At 72.2% G+C, this 14,672-nt stretch carries 11 protein-coding genes and 1 pseudogene; 2 read left to right on the top strand and 10 right to left on the bottom strand.

Annotated features, from left to right (window positions below; genetic code table 11):
- Positions 1-20: 20 nt before the first annotated feature.
- Together OG310_RS07455 and OG310_RS07460 are read left to right on the top strand one after the other, a co-directional pair.
- Positions 21-794 carry an oxidoreductase gene (locus OG310_RS07455; protein WP_329455082.1) on the top strand — a complete coding sequence of 258 codons (774 nt, stop codon included), beginning with the start codon at positions 21-23 and terminating at the stop codon, positions 792-794.
- 345 nt (positions 795-1,139) lie between these two features.
- A pseudogene (locus OG310_RS07460) lies at positions 1,140-1,586 on the top strand (ATP-binding protein); the annotation flags it as partial.
- A 214-nt stretch (positions 1,587-1,800) separates the two neighbouring features.
- On the opposite strand, the gene argF reads toward OG310_RS07460, so the two are convergent.
- The 10 genes from argF to OG310_RS07510 all read right to left on the bottom strand — a co-directional run bounded on the left by argF (position 1,801) and on the right by OG310_RS07510 (position 14,382).
- The gene (gene argF / locus OG310_RS07465) at positions 1,801-2,805 is read right to left on the bottom strand and encodes an ornithine carbamoyltransferase (protein ID WP_329455083.1); all 1,005 of its coding nucleotides are present in this window, start codon (positions 2,803-2,805) and stop codon (positions 1,801-1,803) included.
- A 183-nt stretch (positions 2,806-2,988) separates the two neighbouring features.
- Entirely contained in the window at positions 2,989-4,221 is a 1,233-nt protein-coding gene (locus OG310_RS07470; protein WP_329455084.1) for an arginine deiminase, read from the bottom strand.
- A gap of 301 nt (positions 4,222-4,522) precedes the next feature.
- Positions 4,523-7,138 (bottom strand): polynucleotide kinase-phosphatase, encoded by a 2,616-nt coding sequence (locus OG310_RS07475; protein WP_329455085.1) that lies wholly within the window; start codon positions 7,136-7,138, stop codon positions 4,523-4,525.
- On the bottom strand, positions 7,135-8,784 hold the full coding sequence (locus OG310_RS07480) for a 3' terminal RNA ribose 2'-O-methyltransferase Hen1 (protein ID WP_329455086.1): 1,650 nt from the start codon (positions 8,782-8,784) through the stop codon (positions 7,135-7,137). Before OG310_RS07480 ends, OG310_RS07475 begins: the two co-directional genes overlap by 4 nt.
- 228 nt (positions 8,785-9,012) lie before the next feature.
- Positions 9,013-9,924, bottom strand: coding sequence for a homocysteine S-methyltransferase (gene mmuM, locus OG310_RS07485; protein WP_329455087.1), 912 nt, complete (start codon positions 9,922-9,924; stop codon positions 9,013-9,015).
- 138 nt (positions 9,925-10,062) lie between these two features.
- Positions 10,063-10,986, bottom strand: a complete 924-nt coding sequence (locus OG310_RS07490; protein WP_329455088.1) for an LLM class F420-dependent oxidoreductase — start codon at positions 10,984-10,986, stop codon at positions 10,063-10,065.
- Positions 10,987-11,078: 92 nt separating this feature from the next.
- Positions 11,079-11,567, bottom strand: a complete 489-nt coding sequence (locus tag OG310_RS07495) for a DUF6099 family protein (RefSeq protein ID WP_329455089.1) — start codon at positions 11,565-11,567, stop codon at positions 11,079-11,081.
- Between the two features lie 410 nt (positions 11,568-11,977).
- The gene (locus OG310_RS07500; protein WP_329455090.1) at positions 11,978-12,355 is read right to left on the bottom strand and encodes a nucleotide pyrophosphohydrolase; all 378 of its coding nucleotides are present in this window, start codon (positions 12,353-12,355) and stop codon (positions 11,978-11,980) included.
- Complete coding sequence (locus tag OG310_RS07505) at positions 12,355-12,750, bottom strand: cell division protein SepF (RefSeq protein WP_329455091.1); 396 nt, start codon at positions 12,748-12,750, stop codon at positions 12,355-12,357. The genes OG310_RS07500 and OG310_RS07505 overlap by 1 nt, the downstream gene beginning before the upstream one ends.
- A gap of 51 nt (positions 12,751-12,801) precedes the next feature.
- Positions 12,802-14,382: an APC family permease gene (locus OG310_RS07510; protein ID WP_329455092.1), complete on the bottom strand. Its 1,581-nt coding sequence runs from the start codon at positions 14,380-14,382 to the stop codon at positions 12,802-12,804.
- Positions 14,383-14,672: the final 290 nt, after the last annotated feature.

Genomic DNA, 14,672 nt, shown 5'->3' on the forward strand with positions numbered 1-14,672 from the left:
CTTACTGAAGGAGTACGACCGTGACGATCGAGGACGAGGGACTCGACGGCCTGCGAGTGCTGGTGACCGGTGGCAGCCGCGGGCTGGGAGAGGCGACGGCCCGTCGCTTCGCCGCAGCCGGCGCCACCGTGCTGACGGCCTCACGCACCGCGCCCCCGGAAGACCTGCCCGCCACGTTCGTTCCCGCCGACCTCCGTTCCGCGCGGGGAGCGGCGGAACTCGGGCGGCGCGTGCTGGACAGCGTGGGAGGCATCGACGTCCTGGTCAACAACGCCGGGGCCGCGACCGCACCGACGCCGACCCTGCAACGTTCCGACGCCTCCTGGCTCGCCGACCTGGAGATGAACCTGCTCAGCGCGGTCCGTCTCGACCGGGTCCTGGTTCCCGGGATGGTCGAGCGCGGCTCAGGCGTCGTGGTGCACGTCTCCTCCATAGCCAGCCGCCTCCCCCAGCCCGCCGAGGCGTCGTACGCGGCGGCGAAGGCGGCACTCAACACCTACAGCCGCGAACTGGCGACGGCGGTCGGCGAGCACGGCGTACGCGTGGTGTGCGTTCTGCCCGGCTTCGTCGTCACCGAGGGAGCCGTCGGCCATCTCCAGCAGATGGCCGACGGTCAGGGCGTCGGCCTCGACGAGATCAAGCGGCAGATCGTGGACCATCTGAAGGTGCCGATGGGGCGCCCCGGCGAACCCGAGGACGTCGCGGAGATGATCGCGTTCCTCGCCTCGGGCCGCGCCAAATGGCTCACCGGGGCTCAGTTCCGCGTCGACGGCGGCATCATTCCGGCGGTCTGAGCCGCACCGCCGCACGGTGAGGGGCGCGGGGCCGCCAGGGGCCGCATGGATACGCGATGCGAGCGGCCGTCCGTCTTGACCTCAAGCGCCCCTTGTGTGCCACACTGACCCACGCATACAAGACCAACCCATCGCGACTGCGGTGCACGGATCCGTGCGACGACCGGGCACCAGGATGCGACCAGAATTCGACCCAGTGGACGACAGCACGTACGCGCCCCTGCCCCGACCGGGCACATCCCTCGTCGGACGCCTTGCTCCCGCACGAAGGCGAAAGGGGCGGACCGCCCTGCCTCTGCTCTGTGGAGAAAAGCCGGTCCCGTACGTCTCACCGTCCTCGAACGGATTTCTCCCGTGCCCGACACTCCGCACCTCTCCCCCTGGCGCATCGCGCTGCCGCACACCGCGGCCGCGGTGCCCATGGCGCGCGCACTGGTACGGGCCGCGCTGGCGAACCTGGAGCGGGGAGCCGACGCCGACACGGCGGAACTGCTGACGGCCGAACTGGTGGCCAACGCGGTCGAGCACACCCGTGGAGACGAACCGATACGACTGGTCGTTGCTCTACTGCCGACAGGCTGCTGCCATGTCGAGGTGCACGACGCGGACCCGGCGCCGCCGCGTGCCCTGACCAGGCCCGGTCCCGCCACGATGCCCGATCCGTGGCAGGAGGACGGCAGGGGTCTGCTGCTGCTCCGCACACTGAGCGCGGAGTGCGGCCACCGTCCGACCGACGGCGGCGGCAAGGCGGTGTGGTTCACACTGCCGGAGCCGCACGCCCCGGTGCCGGGCCCCCGCCGCAGCCGCCCTGTCCCCGAGGCGGGCGAGGCGACGGGACACCCGGAACACGGAACCGCCGGGCGTGCCCACCCGCCGGAACGCGGGGAGAACGGGCTGCCAGGACCGACGGTGCCCCGGCAGGCATCGCGATGGCCGCGCGTCAAAGGCGCGTGAACGTGAACGACGTACGGCCGTGAACGACGTACGGCCGTGATCCCCGGGCCGCCTACGCGTCGGCCATGCTCGCGACGAGAATGGCCTTGATCGTGTGCAGGCGGTTCTCCGCCTCGTCGAAGACGACCGAGTGCTCCGACTCGAAGACCTCGTCCGTCACTTCCAGCTCCCGCAGGCCGTAGCGCTCGTGGATCTCCCTGCCGACCTCGGTTCCCAGGTCGTGGAAGGCGGGCAGGCAGTGCAGGAACCGGACGTCCGGATTGCCGGTGGCACGCAGCACGTCCATCGTCACCGTGTACGGCGCGAGGGCCGCGATCCGCACGTCCCAGACTTCCTTGGGCTCGCCCATCGACACCCAGACGTCGGTGACGACGAAGTCGACGCCCGCGACACCCTCCGCCACGTCCTCGGTCAGGTGCAGCCGCGCGCCACTGACCTCCGCGGCCTTGCGCGCGGCGGCCACGACCTCGTCGGAGGGCCAGAACGCGCGGGGGGCGACGATCCGGACGTCCATTCCGAGCAGCGCCGCCGTGACCAGGTAGGAGTTGCCCATGTTGAACCGTGCGTCACCGAGGTAGGCGAAGCTGATCCCGGTGAGCGGCTTGGCGCAGTGCTCGGTCATGGTGAGCACGTCGGCGAGCATCTGGGTGGGGTGCCAGTCGTCGGTGAGGCCGTTGAAGACGGGGACCCCGGCGTACGCGGCGAGTTCCTCGACCGTCGCCTGGGCCTCGCCGCGGTACTGGATGCCGTCGAACATCCGGCCGAGGACCCGGGCGGTGTCCTTCGCGGACTCCTTCGACCCGATGTGCGAACCCGAGGGATCGATGTAGGTGGTGGCCGCACCCTGGTCGGCGGCGGCCACCTCGAAGGAGCAGCGGGTGCGGGTGGAGGCCTTCTCGAAGATCAGCGCGATGTTCCGGCCGCGCAGCCGCTGCACCTCGGAGCCCGCCTTCTTGGCGGCCTTGAGCTCGGCGGCCAGGTCGACCAGGCCGCGGAACTCCTCGGCCGTGAAGTCGAGCTCCTTGAGGAAGTGGCGGCCGGGGAGATGTATCGCCATGGGGGCTGCTCCTGTAGGGATCGGCTGCGGGCGGACGGCGCACATCCCGTCACGACGGGACGATGTGCACCGTAACTGTATACGACAACCCGTATGGATATACAGGGTGCCCGGTAGCCTCCGACCGGCCCCGCGCCGAGCCGTCCCCGGCCGTCCGGCACCCACGGCTCACCTCCCTCGACATCAGTCGGCCGAACGTTCCACCGGGCAGCTCATGCAGCGCGGGCCGCCCCTGCCCCTGCCGAGCTCGCTGCCCCGGATCTCGATCACCTCGAAGCCCTGCTTGCGCAGATGGGCGTTGGTGGTGGAGTTGCGCTCGTACGCGACGACGACACCGGGTTCCACGGCCAGCACGTTGCACCCGTCGTCCCACTGCTCCCGCGCCGCCGAATGCACGTCCTGGGTGGGGGTGAGCACCCGGACGGAAGCCAGGCCGAGCGCCGCGGCGATCGCGCGGTGCATGTGCTCCGGCGGATGGTCGGTGACCTTCAGCTCGTTGCCGCCGTCGCCCGGCTCGATCGTGTACGAGCGGAGCATGCCGAGCCCCTCGTACTGGGTGAAGGTGTCCTCGTCGATCATCGTCATCACCGTGTCGAGGTGCATGAACGCCCGCCTCTTCGGCATGTCCAGCGCGACGATCGTGGTGGCCGAGCCGGCGGCGAACACGCCCCGCGCCAGCATCTCCACGGCCTGCGGCGTGGTGCGTTCACTCATGCCGATCAGCACCGCGCCCTTCCCGATGACCAGCACGTCCCCGCCCTCGATCGTGGACGGATGGTCGTCCTGGCCCTGGGACCAGTAACGGAAGGGGCCCGCACTGTCCGTGGCGAACAGCGGGTGGTGGCGGTAGATCGCCTCGAAGTGCACGGTCTCCCGGCGCCGGGCCGGCCGGCTCATCGCGTTGATGGAGACACCGTCGTAGATCCACGCGGACGTGTCACGGGTGAACAGGTGGTTGGGCAGCGGGTCGAGCAGGAAGTCGTCCTGCTCCATCACATGGAACCGGACCGACGTGGGCTCCGCGTGGTCCGCCAGGTACTCCCGCTTGGTCACCCCGCCGACCAGCGACTCGGCCAGATCGGCCGAACCCAGTTCGTCGAAGACGGCCCTGAGGTGGTCCGTGGCGAGCGGACCGTACTCCTTCTCGTCGAAGACCCGGTCCAGGACCAGGGCCCTGGCCTGCGGGACGTCCAGCACCTCCCGCAGCAGGTCACCGAAGAGATGCACCTCGACACCGCGCTCCCGCAGGACCTCGGCGAAGCCGTCGTGCTCCTCCTGCGCGCGCCGCACCCACAACACGTCGTCGAACAGCAGGGTGTCCGCGTTCTGCGGGGTCAGCCGCTTCAGTTCGAGTCCGGGGCGGTGCAGGATGACCCGGCGCAGCCGTCCGGTCTCCGAGTCGACGTGGAAGCTCATGCCTCCATCCTGACCGCGTGACCCGTCGTTCACCCCCCGGGAGCCCCGGCAATCCGCGCCGGTGGCCGCTTCCGCGCACGGTGGACGGGACGGGGTGGCCGGGGCAGGCGCCGGGGCCGGTCCCCGGGGCGCGGAACCGGGCGGACGAACCGCGCGGCCGGGCCGGGGGGAGGTGGCCGGGGCGGGCGAGGCGGGCGAGGCGGAGGAACCGGGCCAGGCGGCCGGGGCGGCGTCTTCTCGCCCCGGCCGCAGCCACCCGCGGCCGGCCGGCGGCTCGCACCCGGCCGCCCCTCGACCGGCGCTACAGCCTGGGGTCGACCGGCTCGGACTCCAGGGCGAGCACCGCGAAGACCGCCTCGTGCACGCGCCACAGCGGCTCCCCGTCGGCGAGCCGGTCCAGCGCCTCAAGGCCCAGCGCGTACTCGCGCAGCGCGAGGGAGCGCTTGTGCCCGAGATACCGGCCGCGCAGCCGCCGCAGGTTCTCCGGACGCGTGTACTCCGGGCCGTAGATGATCCGCAGGTACTCCCGGCCGCGCACCTTCAGGCCCGGCTGGAGCAGCCGGCCCTTCCCGTCCACCGCGAGGCCCGCGAGCGGCTTGACGACCATGCCCTCACCGCCACGCCCGGTCATCTCCAGCCACCAGTCGACCCCGGAGCGCACCGACTCCTCGTCCCCGGTGTCCACCACCAGGCGCCGGGTCGTCCGCAGCAGCCCGCTCGCGTCGTGCTCCACGAGCCGGTCCATCCAGGCGAGCTGCTGGTCGTGCGGTACGGCGGCGAGGTTGCGCCCCTCGACGGCCAGCAGCTGGAACGGCGCGAGCCGTACCCCCTCCAGGCCGTCCGTCGGCCAGCAGTAGCGGCGGTACGCCTCCGTGAACGCGGCCGCGTCCGCGGCGCGCTCGCGCTGCGTGTCCGCCAGCGCCCGCACGTCCACGCCCCGGGCGGCAGCGGCCTTGACGGCGGACGCCACCGCGGGGAAGGCCGCTCCCGCCGCGGCACCGACGGCCGCGTACTGCGAACGCAGCAAACCGGAGGCCTTCAGCGACCACGGCATCAACTCGGCGTCCAGCAGCAGCCAGCCCGTGCCGAACTCCTCCCACAGTCCGGCGGCGATGACCGCGTCCCGCAGCCGGCCGAGCACCTCCTCCGTCACGGCCGGGTCATCGAAGAACGGCCGTCCGGTCCTCGTGTACACCGCGCCCGTCGGCCCGTCCGCGCCGAACCGCTCCCGCACCGCGTCCGCGTCCCGGCCGACGAGCGCCACCGCGCGCGAACCCATGTGCTTCTCCTCGCACACCACCCGGGCCACACCCTCGTCGCGGTACTGCGCGAACGCCTCCACCGGGTGCTCCAGCCAGCCCTCGGCGCCCGACGTCGGGGCCGGCGCCATGGTCGGCGGCAGGTACATCAGCAGCTGCGGGTCGATCGCGAAGCGGCTCATCACTTCGAGCGCCGCCGCCGCGTTCTCCTCACGCACGGCGAGCCGCGCCATGCGGCGCGTCTCCACCACGCGCCGCCCGCTCACGTCGCCGAGGTCGAGCGGCCTGCCTTCCCGTCCGCCCGGTGCCTCGGTGGCCAGCGGCTTCACCGGCTCGTACCAGACACGCTCCGCCGGTACGTCGACGATCTCGCGCTCCGGCCAGCGCAGCGCGGTCAGCTTCCCGCCGAACACCGCGCCGGTGTCCAGGCAGAGGGTGTTGTTGATCCACGAGGTGTTCGGCACCGGGGTGTGCCCGTAGACCACGGCGGCACGGCCCCGGTAGTCCTCGGCCCACGGATAGCGCACGGGAAGGCCGAACTCGTCGGTCTCGCCGGTGGTGTCCCCGTACAGGGCGTGCGAGCGGACCCGGCCCGACGTACGGCCGTGGTACTTCTCCGGCAGCCCCGCGTGGCTGACGACCAGGTTGCCGCCGTCCAGGACGTAGTGACTGACGAGCCCCTGGAGGAAGGCGCGCACCTCGGCGCGGAACGCGTCGTCCTCCTTCTCCAGCTGTTCGATCGTCTCCGCGAGACCGTGGGTGTGCCGCACGTTGGCGCCCTTGAACCAGCGGCCCAGTTTGTTCTCGTGGTTGCCCGGCACACACAGCGCGGTACCGCCCGCCACCATGCCCATGACGCGGCGCAGCACTCCGGGTGTGTCGGGGCCCCGGTCCACGAGGTCGCCGACGAACACCGCGGTGCGGCCCGCGGGGTGCACACCGTCCTCGTAGCCGAGGATGGCGAGCAGCGACTCCAGCTCGGCGGAGCAGCCGTGCACGTCACCGATGATGTCGAACGGACCGCTCAGGTGGGTCAGGTCGTTGTACCTGCGCTCCACCACGATCTCGGCCGCGTCGATCTCCGCCGTACCGCGCAGGATGTGCACCTTGCGGAACCCCTCGCGCTCCAGCCCGCGCAGCGAGCGGTGCAGTTCGCGCCGGTGCCGCTGGATCACCCGGCGGGGCATACCGACCCGGTCGGGACGCTCCGCGTTGCGCCGCGCGCAGACCTCTTCCGGCACGTCGAGGACGATGGCGATGGGCAGGACGTCGTACTCCCGGGCGAGCGCGACAAGTTGTCTGCGCGCCTCGGGCTGCACACTCGTGGCGTCCACGACGGTGCGCCGGCCGGCGGCGAGCCGCTTGCCCGCGATGTAGTGCAGCACCTCGAAGGCGTCCTTCGTCGCCGACTGGTCGTTCTCGTCGTCCGCGACGAGCCCCCGGCAGAAGTCGGAGGCGATGACCTCGGTGGGCTTGAAGTGACGGCGTGCGAACGTCGACTTGCCCGACCCGCTGGCCCCGACGAGGACGACGAGGGACAGGTCGGTGACAGCGAGCCGCCGCCGGGCGCCGACGGCCGAAGCACTCTCCGGTGTGCTCTGCGTGCTCTGCGGGCCGTCCGTGCTCTGCGGGCCGTCCGTGCTCTCCGTGTTGCTCATGCCGTTTCCTTCGCGTCCTTCGCGTCCTTCGCGTCCTTCGCCGTCATGGTGAACACCGCCATCTGGGTCGGGGCCCCGACCTCGGGGTCCTCGGGCCCCACGGACGTGAACGCCACGTCGTACCCGTGCCGGAGCGCCACCCGCTCCGCCCACTCCCGGAACTCGCTCCTGCGCCACTCGAACCGGTGGTCCGCGTGGCGTACGTGTCCGGCCGGCAGGGTCTCCCACCGCACGTTGTACTCGGCGTTCGGAGTGGTCACGACGACCGTCCGGGGCCGGGCCGCACCGAACACCGCGTACTCCAGCGCCGGGAGCCGTGGCAGGTCGAGGTGCTCGATCACCTCGCTGAGCACCGCAGCGTCCCTGCCGGCGAGCCGCTTGTCGGTGTACGTCAGCGCGCCCTGCGTCAGCGTCACCCGTGCCGCCTGGCGCTCGCTCATGCGGTCGACTTTCAGCTTGCGGGCGGCGATGGCCAGAGCGCGCACCGACACATCGACGCCGGTGACGTGCGTGATGCCCGGAACCTTCAACAGGACTTGCACCAAGCGTCCTTCCCCGCATCCGAGGTCCAGTACGGTCGCCGCCCGCGCGCTCTCCAGCGCCCCGAGGATCGCGTCGCGCCGCTGCCGCGCCAACGAGGGCTCCCGTCCCCCGGCCTCTGCCTCTGCCTCTGCCGTACCGGGTGTCGCCGGCTCCCCGGGGGTCCCGGAAACCTTCACCCCGGCGGTGTCCAAGCCGCCGGCGCCCGGGCCTGTGTCCATATCTGTCGCCCTGTCCGGCTGCGCGTGCGCGTCCGTGCCGCTTTCCGTGTCGAGCCGGTCGGCCTCCGGCGTCTCCTCGACGGCGTTGTCCAGGGACTCCACCTCGATGTCGTCCGCGTCGGCCAGCCGCACGAGTTCGAGTCGCTCGGTGGCCTGCTGGGTGAGCCGCATGCGGCGCGACAGATAGCGCAGCGCGATCAGTCCCCGCTCGGGGTGGTCCGCGAGCCAGCCCTCGCCCGCGCGCAGCAGCTTGTCCACCTCGTCGGGTGCCACCCAGTAGTGCTTGGCGCCGTCCAGCACCGGAAGCAGTACGTACAACTGGCGCAGGGCGTCCGACAGGCGCACCTCGCCCTCCAGCGTGAGCTGGACGTACCGCGAGTCGCCCCACTCGGGGAACTGCTCGTCCAGTACGACGGGTTCGGCGGTCACCGCTGTCCAGCCGAGCGGCTCGAACAGCCGCTTCACCAGCTCCGCACCGCCACGCGCGGACACCGCGGGCACCTCGATCCGCAGCGGCAGCGGGCTCGCGGCCCGCTCCGGCATCGTCCGGCAGTCGCCGCGCAGCGCGGTCCTGAACACCGAGCTCAGAGCCACCGCGAGAAGTGAGGAGGCCGCGTAGGGGCGGTCGTTGACGTAGTGCGCGAGCGCCACGTCCGGCGAGGAGTCGCGGCCCTTGGCCCGCCCGCGCTTCAGGAGTGCGGCCGGATCCACCTGGAGCAGCAGCGCCGCGGTGCACCGCTCAGCGGTCGCCTCGGGGTAGAACACGTGGGCCGTGCCGTGGGTCGTGGAGAACGTCTGCGCGCGGTCGGGATGCTTGTGCAGCAGAAAGCTCAGGTCCGTCGCGGGACGCTCAGAAGTGCCGGTGGTCGAGATCGTCAGAAACACTTGATCGAGTGTGCCCTCCGTGTTCGCCCTTGCCCAGTTCTTTTCGTGGCGGTGTTTTCAGCGGTGAACCCCCTGACTCCGGCAGCGGATTCGGGGCTCCGGCGGGACGTTTCCCACGGTGCCCGTACCGACGCCGCCCGTACCGGGACCGCCGCACCACCCGGTCCGGAGTCGCCCGGTGCTGACCGGCTCCGGTCGAAACCGCTGCCGGCGACGGCAACGGCCGCCTCATCGCTCCGAGGTGCCCGGTGCCGCGCCGAGAGCGGCGATGGTGTCCGGCCCGACCCGGCAGCAGCCGCCCACCAGACGGGCCCCCGCCGCCCGCCACCCGCGGGCCCTGGGCGCGTCGAACGTGGCGGGCCCCCGGTACCCATCCGCCACCGCGTCCCACCTTTCGCCGCTGTTGGGATACACGACGACCGGCTTGCCGGTGACCTCGGCCGCCGTCACGACGGCGAGGTCCGCCTCATCGGGCTCACAGCAGTTCACGCCGACGGCGATCACCTGATCGTCCCCGGCAACCAGCGCGAACGCCTCGGCGAGTGACTGCCCGGCCCGTGTCCGGCCACCCGCCACGGTGTACGAGAGCCACACCGGCACCCCGGTGCCCCGCGCGGCGGCGAGCAGCGCCTCCGCCTCGTCGACATCCGCGACGGTCTCCAGCGCGAGGACGTCGGGCCGGGCCGCGACGAGCGCCTCGATCCTCGGCCGGTGGAACCGGGTCAGCTCCCCGACCGTCAGCCCGTACCGCCCCCGGTACTCGGCGCCGTCCGCGAGCATGGCGCCGTAGGGTCCGACGGAGGCCGCCACCCATACCTCGTCCCCCACGGTTTCGGCCGCCGCTCGCGCCAGCTCCACGCTGCGGCCCAGCAGTCGCGCCGTCCGCGCCCGCCCGAGGCCGCGCCGCGCGAACCCCTCGAAGGTGGCCTGGTAGCTGGCGGTGATCAGCACTCGTGCGCCCGCGCGCACATAGGCCGTGTGCGCCTCGGTGATCAGGCCGGGGTCGTCGGCGAGCAGTCGCGCGGACCACAACTCGCCTGACAGGTCCGCCCCTTGGGCAGCCAGCTGGTTCGACAGCCCGCCGTCCAGGACGACGGTGCCTTCGGCGAGGGCGGTGGACAGCGGTCGGACGGGCCGCACGGGATGCCTCCTTCGATCGGGCCGGACGGTGACCCCGGCCACCGGACGCTCCGCCCGGTCAAGGCCACCGGGAGGCGGTCCTGACCGGACACCGGCCGGGCCCGCGCGCGCCCACGGCCCCGTCCGACGCGCCCGTGCTCAGTCGAGCTGGGGCGCGACCTGCGACGCGATCAGTTCCAGATGGTCCAGGTCGGTCATGTCCATCGCCTGGAGGTAGAACCGGCTCGACCCGACGGCCGCGTACCGGCCGATCTTGTCGACGACCTCGGCGGGCGAGCCGGCGAGGCCGTTCTCCTTGAGCTCGGCCACCTCCCTGCCGAGGAACGCGGCCCGGCGGGCCACCTCCGCGTCGTCCCTGCCCACACAGATCACGAGTGCGTTGGAGTAGACAAGGTCGTCGGCGGCCCGGTCGGCCTTCCGGGCCGCCGCGCGTACCCGGCCGAACTGCTCCTCGGTCTGCTTGATCGAGGCGAACGGCATGTTGAACTCGTCCGCGTACCGGGCGGCGAGTCGCGGGGTGCGCTTCGCCCCGTGTCCGCCGATGATCACCGGCGGCTTGGGCTGGGTGGGCTTGGGCAGCGCGGGCGAGTCGGTCAGCCGGAAGTGCTCGCCCTCGTACGAGAACGTCTTGCCCGCCTCGGTGGCCCACAGCCCGGTCACCACGTCCAGTTGCTCCTCCAGCCGGGCGAACCGGTCGTCGGGGAACGGAATGCCGTACGCCGCGTGCTCCTCTTCGAACCAGCCCGCGCCGATTCCCAGTTCGACCCGGCCGCCGGACATCTGGTCGACCTGCGCGACCTGGATGGCGAGGACGCCCGGCAGCCGGAACGTCGCCGCCGTCACCAGCGTGCCGAGCCGGATCCGCCGGGTCTCCCGCGCGAGGCCGGCGAGGGTGATCCAGGCGTCCGTGGGCCCCGGGAGCCCGTCGACATCGCCCATGCGCAGGTAGTGGTCCGAGCGGAAGAAGGCGTCGAAGCCGAGGTCCTCGGTGGCCTTGGCGATACGCAGGACGGTGTCGTAGGTGGCGCCCTGCTGGGGTTCGGTGAAGATACGAAGATCCATGCTCTCCATCCTGCACCTTCCGGCGCCCCGCCCCGCCCGGCCCGCGCTCACGCACCGCCGCGCCGCCCGCACCAGGCCCCGACCGTCCGTGGTCAGCAGGCCCCCGGCGGCCGGCCCGGCGGACCCGGGCCGTCCCGCTCCCGGGTCCCGAGCAGCCGCAGCAGCTCCGCCGCCCGCTCGCCCGAGTCGGCGGCCGCGTCGATCGCCTCCATGCACTGCCAGTACACCCACGCGTCGTCCGCGACCGTGGCGAGCAGGACGAGCGCGGCACCGATCTCCTCCAGCAGCGTTCCGAGCACCGTCAGCGCGGCGCACGCGTCCATCGGGCCGGAAAGCGCGGCGGCCCTGATCCCGCCCGCGGCGCGCAGGGCGGGATGGTCGGCGGGGCCGCGCCCCCGCTCCCCCGCCTCCGCGAGCTGACGCGCCGCCGAGCACGCCGGACGCGGCAGACCGGTCGCCAGCCGGTCCCCGATCGCCTGTGCCAGTGCGTGTGCCTGCCACGCCTCAGCGACCACCTCGGCCGTGCTGCCGCTCACCGCGAGCGCGTCGCGGCCCGCCTCCGCGATCCGTACCGCGTCCATGTGCCCCGCCCCTCGTCGTACGCCCCCACCGGGCGCCGACCGCCCGCGTTCCCCGCATCACCCAGAGTGAGGGAATGCGGAGTTGGACACCAGGGGGAATCCGCGAATTGTGGACAGGATCCGCATTGTGGACAACTCCGCCACTCCGAAGAGTGACAGGCTGGGTCCGCTTCCACGTAACACCGGCCCCAAATCGCCCCAGCGCCCCACCGGACCGAGCCACCCGCCCCACCGCCCCACCGGACCGAGCCGACCCACCGGCCCGAGCTGACCGCTGGTGCGACTGCCGGGGACCTCAAGGGGAGCGCCCCGGGGACCGGACACCTCACAAGCCGGCGGGCGGCTCCGCACCCCTCACCTGTGCCCACGAGTGCCGGGGCAGCAGCAGGCGGCGCTCGGCACCGGCCGGATCAAGGCGCCGTGGGCGGGAACCGTGTCTCATTGCGCTCGATCTTCGCGGCGAGCGCCGCCAGCGGGTCGATCCCCAGCACCACACAGAACTGGAGCAGGTACGCGAGCACGTCGGCGACCTCGTCCTCCACGCTGTGTGCGGCCCGGGGGTCCGACATGATCGCGGCCGACTGTTCCGGCGTCAGCCACTGGAAGATCTCCAGCAGTTCGGATGCCTCCACGCTCAGCGCGGCGACGAGATTCTTCGGCGTGTGGTACTGCTCCCAGCCGCGCGCGGCGGCGAACTCCGTCAACCGGCGCTGCAGCTCCGGCACATCGAGGCCGTCCGGCCCCGTCCCCCGCGTCGTCCCCGTGCCCCCGTCCGTACTCCCGTCCATCACGTGCCGGGCACCGCCGCGGCGGGCGTCCCCTCGACCTCCGTGCCGACGGGCGCCAGCAGGAAGACGTTCCGGTCCACCCGGTGCATCCCGCAGCCCAGTCCGAACACGACGCCGCTGCTGAAGTCCAGGATCCGCTTCGCGACGTCCGTGTCGGCCGCCGTCAGGTCGAGGAGCACGGGGATCTGCGCCATCAGGTGCTCGGCGACCTCCCGCGCGTCCGCGAAGATCTGTACCCGCAGCACCACGAAGCGGCGGTGTTCCTCCGTCACTTCCTGGGATGCGGTGCGGTGGTCGACCCGCGAAGGCCACATGTCGCGGTTGCGCAGCGGTACGACCTGGGCCAGGCCCTGCCACTGCTCGTCGGTCACGTCGTACTCGTCGTACCTGTTCACGGAATCACCCCGCCCGTGTGCTGTGTATGCATCCGGCCATCTTCTCCCGCCTCACCCGTTCAGCCCATCAGCGACACGGTCTCGCCCGGTACGGAGATGGTCGGCTCCCGACCTGACCGCCCAGACGAAGACCGCGAGCGACAGCACGGCGACCGTCGCCGAGTCGTAGGGAGCGGGCAGCGCGTCCGTGCCACCGAAGGAACCGAGCCAGGAGAGCAGGGTCAGCGCGGCGAGGTGAAAGACCAGCCAGGCGCCGTGGCGCAGTTCGATCCTCCGGGGGAGGGCGTCGGGGGCCCGGCGCAGCAGCAGGAACATCGGCAGGCCCGCCAGGACGAGCGGCAGCGCGACGCGCAGGCTGTGCCACCCCGACCAGAAGACGAACTCGCTGGCGACCGCGAAACTGACGGGTGCGATCCAGCGCATCCCGCGCATCCGGCCGGGCGCGGGCCCGGCGCCGCGCTCCCGGTCGTGCGCGCGGAAGGCGGCGACCGCGACGGCCGAGGCCGCGTAGATCAGCAGGTACATGTCGCCCATCACGCTCACGATGCTCTGCCAGCCGCCGAACGGCAGCAGGAAGACGACAATCACCCCGAGGTTCAGCACCAGGGCCCTGCGTGCCGAACCTGAGCGCGGGTTGATCCGCATGAAGAAGCGGGGCAGCAGGCCGTTCTTCGCCAGTGCGTACGTGTGCCGGGCGTCGATGGCCACGCCGACGTACGCGGAGCCGCCGGGCGAGATCACGGCGTCCGCGTACAGCAGCGTCGCCAGCCATTGCAGGTTCAGCAGCAGGGCGAGCTGCCCGAACGGCGAGTCGAAGCTGACGCCGCGCCAGCCGTGCGCGAGGGTCGCGTCGGGCACGGTGAAGAGGAACGCGAGCTGCAGCAGGAGGTAGACCACGACGGCCAGGCCGATGCCGGTCAGCACGGCGGCCGGCACCGTACGGCGTGGCTTGCGCGCCTCGCCGGAGAAGTCCAGCGGGGCCTGGAAACCGTTGACGGAGTAGACGATGCCGCCGCCGGCGAGGGCGGTGAGGCAGGCCGCGTACCCGTACGGGGCGAAGCCGCCGTGGGCCCCGTCGGTGAGGCGGCCCGCGTGCGTGCCGGACAGGAACAGCGCGACCACCGTGACGAGCGGGATGATGACCTTGAGCAGCGACACCAGGTTGTTGAGGCGGGCGAACATCCGCACCGCGAACCAGTTCAGGGCGGTGAGCAGCATGCTCAGTCCGGTCGCCAGCGCGAGTCCGGGCCAGGTCAGTGAGCCGCTGCGGAAGATCCCCGGCACGTAGTGCGCCGCGTACTGCATGATCGCGCTGATCTCCGCCGCAGTGCCGCCCACCGACAGCAGCACCGACCAGCCGATCATCGTGCCGACGAGCCGTCCGCTCGCGTACAGCGGCCAGCGCACGGTGCCGCCGCCCTCGGGGCGCGTCGCCCCGAGTTCGACCATCACGAGCGCGACGAGCGCGCTCAGCGCTCCGGCCGCGATCCAGGACAGGAGCGACGCGGGTCCGGCGGTCTGGGCCGCGAACATGGCGGCGAACAGCCAGCCGGAGCCGAGGATGTTGGAGAAACCGATCGCCGTCAGGCCCCAGAACCCGAGGTCGCGCTTGAGCCGGCGCTCCTGGGACAACGCGAGCGGTACGCCGGACGCGTCCGGCCCCTGCCCGGGGGGGTTCGCAGGTGGCGATGGCGGTGGCTTCCGCGGCACGTGCCGGTCCCCTCGTACGGTGGTCCGTCCCGGCGCGGGCGCTCGGGGCGGTGGCTGACGGGTGCTTCAGGAACAGAGCGTGCCCAGCCTGGCACGGTCGACGCGTACGGCCGGCGGGAGACGCGTCACCCACGGCGGCCGATGGGTACGCCGGGCCCGATATCGCCCCGTACACGGGATGGCATGCGCGCTCCGACGTCGCCGCACACGGG

Origin of the sequence: Streptomyces sp. NBC_01497 (assembly GCF_036250695.1) — a bacterium.
Classification (GTDB): domain Bacteria; phylum Actinomycetota; class Actinomycetes; order Streptomycetales; family Streptomycetaceae; genus Streptomyces.